General features: G+C 65.2%; 5 protein-coding genes and 2 pseudogenes. 1 reads left to right on the top strand and 6 read right to left on the bottom strand.

Going from position 1 to position 2954, the window contains the following annotated elements:
• Positions 1–153 precede the first annotated feature (153 nt).
• The 5 genes and pseudogenes from EOA27_RS29955 to EOA27_RS41030 form a co-directional block, all read right to left on the bottom strand.
• Positions 154–474: a plasmid stabilization protein gene (locus EOA27_RS29955; RefSeq protein WP_127257928.1), complete on the bottom strand. Its 321-nt coding sequence runs from the start codon at positions 472–474 to the stop codon at positions 154–156.
• A 57-nt stretch (positions 475–531) separates the two neighbouring features.
• Positions 532–729: a hypothetical protein gene (locus EOA27_RS29950; protein WP_126083269.1), complete on the bottom strand. Its 198-nt coding sequence runs from the start codon at positions 727–729 to the stop codon at positions 532–534.
• A gap of 25 nt (positions 730–754) precedes the next feature.
• On the bottom strand, positions 755–973 hold the full coding sequence (locus EOA27_RS29945) for a hypothetical protein (RefSeq protein WP_126083268.1): 219 nt from the start codon (positions 971–973) through the stop codon (positions 755–757).
• A 28-nt stretch (positions 974–1001) separates the two neighbouring features.
• Positions 1002–1496, bottom strand: a complete 495-nt coding sequence (locus EOA27_RS29940; RefSeq protein WP_126083267.1) for a hypothetical protein — start codon at positions 1494–1496, stop codon at positions 1002–1004.
• Positions 1497–1652: 156 nt separating this feature from the next.
• Positions 1653–1748, bottom strand: a pseudogene (locus tag EOA27_RS41030) (KGG domain-containing protein); the annotation flags it as partial.
• 439 nt (positions 1749–2187) lie between these two features.
• Here EOA27_RS41030 and EOA27_RS29930 point away from each other — a divergent pair.
• The gene (locus EOA27_RS29930) at positions 2188–2412 is read left to right on the top strand and encodes a hypothetical protein (protein ID WP_126083266.1); all 225 of its coding nucleotides are present in this window, start codon (positions 2188–2190) and stop codon (positions 2410–2412) included.
• 45 nt (positions 2413–2457) lie between these two features.
• Here the strand turns inward: EOA27_RS29930 and EOA27_RS29925 are convergent.
• Positions 2458–2954, bottom strand: a pseudogene (locus EOA27_RS29925) (alpha/beta hydrolase); the annotation flags it as partial.

Here is a 2954-nt window from a genome sequence, read left to right as displayed (position 1 = left end):
CGTAAAGCGCATGCCCCGTTCCCTTTCTGAGTCTCGACAACCAGAAGGTAGACGGAAAATCCCCGTCTTACGGGGCATGCACATGCGGCATTTCGATTCACCCGAACCTTTCCCCGGACAGCCCTGCCCACAAGGGGAGAAGGAGGAGGCCGCTCAATGATGCGCGTGGTGCTCCGCATTGCGCTTGCGCGTCGCGGCAGCCTTCTTCGCCGAAGCCGATCTGTCCGCCGCGGAACGCTCGCCAGAGGCCTTGCCGCCCATCTTGCCGCCCTTATGCGCGGCCGGATGGCCGGTGTGCTTGCCGCGTCCCGATCCGCCTTCCTTCTTGCCGCCGCCATCGTCCTTGTTGACGGTCGCCCAGGCGCGCCGCTCCGCTTCCTTCTCCGAGACGCCGCGCTTCTCGTAGCCTTCGGCGATATGGTCGGCCTTGCGTTCCTGCTTGTCGGTGTATTTCGATTTGTCGCCACGTGGCATTTTTCTTCTCCTTGTTGCGCTGAGTGAAAGCGTTGCGCTGAGTGAAAGCCAGGCCCTTCAATCGCCCTTCTTCTTGGCGACGTCGCCAAGGTCGGAGCGTTCCGGGTCCTTGTTGTTCTCGCCGGCGGCGTCGCGGTTCTCGTCGGGATCGTCCTTCGGCGGCAGGTAGCCGCGCGGCCTGTTGGCCTTCGGGCCTTCCCAGCGCGGCCATTGATCGGTCGTGCCGGCTGGTCCCTTCTTCGGTGAATTGCTCATCCTTGCCTCGCTTTCCGGAGGGCGTTCAGCCTTCCGCCTTCATGGTTCGTGCGATCTCCAGCAGTTTGGCGCGGTCGTGTCCGTGCTCGCGGATCAACTCGCGCGCCTGCTTCGGCGAAAGGTCGGTGTTCTCGGCCAGGAACCGCACGTCGGGATCGTCGCCGCCCTTGGTCGGCAGCGTGCCGCCGCGTGGCGCGTTCGCGCCGCCCGGCCGGTGCGGCATGTTGTCGTTTGCCTGCGTCATTGCGCGTCTCCTTCGCTTCGGCGCCGTGTCAGTCCGCCGCCTCCGACTGCTTGCGGCGTGCTTCCTTCTTGCGGCGCAGCACTTCGTCGGTCCCGACGATGTCCTTGGAGCCGCCGGTGATCGCGGTGGAAACCACGGCCGGCGGATCGCTGGCCGGAAAGCTGTCCTCGAGGCCAGACTGCAACTGCTCTTCCAGTGTGTCCGGATCCTCCGAGCGGCCTTCCGTGCGGCGCTCGTCGATTGGTTCCAGTTCCTGCTTGGCGTCGGGATGCTCACGCGCGTTGCGCAGCGTCGACACGACGAGCTCGACCGCGAACTCCTTCATGGCCTCGGCATCCGGAGCGGCGACGTCTGTCTCCTCGACCAGGCGCACCAGCGACTGTTCGATCTTGTCCAATTCACGCACGCCCTGGCAGCGCGCAAGTTTTTGCGCCAAGGCATGGATCAGCAGGGGACCGAAGGTCGAATAGGCCTGCATGCGGGTCTCATCGACGCGTTCGGGGTGAAGGGAATGCAAGGACATTGGTGCCTCCGTTGAACATCCTGCGGCGACGGCAGCCTGCTACGGCGGCCGCTCCTAAGGTCAACTGGAGGACGGGGAAGATGTTCCATCCCGGGTCGATCGCGCCGGGCAAATGAGATGGCGCCCGCGTCCGCGGACGCCATCTTGAATTCAGCGCTGGCCGCCCTTGCGGCCTGCTTCCGAGGCGCGCTGACGGTCTTCAGCGAAGTTGCCGCTGCCGCCCCTGTGCTGGCCCGCGCTCCGCTGACCCATATTGCGGTCCTCGGCCTGCTGCTGTCCGCCGCCGCGACGCTGATCGTCGCGGTTCTTGTGGCTCTGCTGGCCGGCCTTGACGTGCTGTTCGTGGGTTCCGCCTTGATTGGGCATATCCAATTCTCCGTTGGTTCGGATTGTTCTTCAGGGTTGAATCAAGGACGCGTTCGACATCCTTGAGTAGGGGGAACAAGCGCGGGCAACCGATGTTCCGCCCGAAATATTTCGTGACTCCGCCCGACTGAAGTCCGACCCGGCAAGCGCATTGGACTGGCTTGTGCAACCAATGGGCTTTCTGCGAATTGGTGAGCGGCCGACGAGAAAACCCCTTCATCGCCGGCCGTACTGGTTCCCGCCGATCGCCCCCCGCGCAAGTCGGCGGGCACCAATATCCACGAACAAGAAGGCCGCGTAGCCGGGCCCGGAGCGAGACGCCGTTTTGACCTATATCTCTACAAAGCCCGCCCGGCAGGATGCCGAAACCCTGCCTGCCAACGACAATCAACCTGCCGCGCCTTTCGATCTTTCATTCCTCGACGACATCAATGATGAGGCTGAGATAGCCGACATCGCCAGGCGCGCGGAGCGTCTGGGCCATGCCGCGCTTATCGCAATGGCGATCGGCCTTGCGGCGGCGCCGTTGCTTTACCTGATGCTTGCGTGAACCGTCCCGTCGGGCGCCTGGCGGGCCCGCGCAACGCCCGCAGGGCTATCTTCCGGAGAAGAATGCGTCGAGCGTGGCTGCCGTTTCGATCGGCGACTCCTCCGGAAAGAAATGACCGCCGGGCAAGCGCCGCCGCTGACGTCGTCGGCCCAGTTTCGCCACAGCGCTTCAGGGCCGCCTTGCTCGACGTACCATTCGGCCAGCGCGCCATGCTCGCTCCATAGGGCCATCAGCGGGCAGGCGATCCGCCGGCCGGTCTTCCGGTCGGCATGGTCGTGCTCGCGGTCGAGGGATGCCGCCGCGCGATATTCTTCGCAAATGGCATGGATGTGCGCCGGGTCGCGCAGCGCGTCGACATAGAGTTGCCGCACCCCGGGCGGGAACGCGTCGGACGACGATCCCCAGCCGGAAAGCGCATTGTCGACGATGGCATCGGCGGCGGCCGCGAGCATCGTCTCCGGCAGCGGCTCGGGTTGCGCCAGCAACGACCACGGCCAGTAGCCGAGGGCCAGTCTTGCGTCGGCGCGGTCCCAGGCATCGGC

The organism is Mesorhizobium sp. M2A.F.Ca.ET.037.01.1.1, assembly GCF_003998075.1.
Taxonomy (GTDB): domain Bacteria; phylum Pseudomonadota; class Alphaproteobacteria; order Rhizobiales; family Rhizobiaceae; genus Mesorhizobium.
The sequence above is the reverse complement of the archived record's forward strand: the minus strand, read 5'-3'. Positions and strand labels throughout refer to the sequence as shown.

Coding starts and splice junctions, on each gene's coding strand:
- EOA27_RS29955 (WP_127257928.1), bottom strand. CDS start 474: ATGCCACGTGGCGACAAATCGAAATACACCGACAAGCAGGAACGCAAG.
- EOA27_RS29940 (WP_126083267.1), bottom strand. CDS start 1,496: ATGTCCTTGCATTCCCTTCACCCCGAACGCGTCGATGAGACCCGCATG.
- EOA27_RS29950 (WP_126083269.1), bottom strand. CDS start 729: ATGAGCAATTCACCGAAGAAGGGACCAGCCGGCACGACCGATCAATGG.
- EOA27_RS29945 (WP_126083268.1), bottom strand. CDS start 973: ATGACGCAGGCAAACGACAACATGCCGCACCGGCCGGGCGGCGCGAAC.